At 64.9% G+C, this 745-nt stretch carries 1 protein-coding gene; it reads left to right on the plus strand.

Going from position 1 to position 745, the window contains the following annotated elements; translation table 11 throughout:
* Positions 1-715: integrase core domain-containing protein (locus GRX31_RS30420; protein WP_160856272.1), on the plus strand; the 715-nt coding region annotated here is incomplete at its 5' end.
* Between the last annotated feature and the right edge of the window lie 30 nt (positions 716-745).

The following is a 745-nucleotide window of genomic DNA, read 5'->3' on the forward strand; positions in this document are numbered from 1 at the left end:
TGGCTACCGACGTGCCTGTGCCTTGGTGAACCGCCAGCGTGCGGCACGGGGCGCCCCGAGGGTCAATGCCAAACGCGTCTATCGCGTCATGGCACAAGCCGCTCTGCTGCTGCCCAAGGCGCCTCGCCGGCGCCAGTCCGCACGCACGCATGAGGGCCGTGTTGCGGTCTCGCGCAGCGACCTTCGATGGTGCTCCGATGGTCTGGAAATCAAGTGCGATTCGGGYCARACCGTKACGGCCACCTTCACCAAGGATTGCTGCGACCGTGAGGTGATGGCTTGGCGCGYGWGGGAGGGCAAAGGGCTGCMAGGTGAGCCGGTACGCGAGATGCTCATCGAGGCCGTGGAGCGCCGCTTCGGCTCGGTCGAAGCGGTCCCGCAGGGCCAGGAGTTGGAGTTCCTCAGTGACAACGGCGGTGCCTACATCGCCGCCGAAACGAGGGYGCTGGCACGCGCTCTGGGCCTGAAGCCCATTAACACTCCCGTCTGCAGCCCGCAGAGCAACGGCATGGCCGAGAGCTTCGTCAACACCTTCAAGCGCGACTATGTGGCGCGCATGGACCTGAGTGACGCGCAGACGGTACTGGCGCAACTGCCAGCGGCCTTCGAGCACTTCAACGAGGTGCATCCGCATTCTTCGCTGAAAATGCGGTCGCCTCGGGAGTTCAGGCGGCAACACGCTGCAGGGGCTGACCAGCTGCTTTATTGCGAATAGGGTGGGGTCGGGAATACGGGGGCGACATCA

The organism is Delftia sp. CH05 (genome assembly GCF_009827015.1).
Classification (GTDB): Bacteria; Pseudomonadota; Gammaproteobacteria; order Burkholderiales; family Burkholderiaceae_C; genus Comamonas; species Comamonas tsuruhatensis.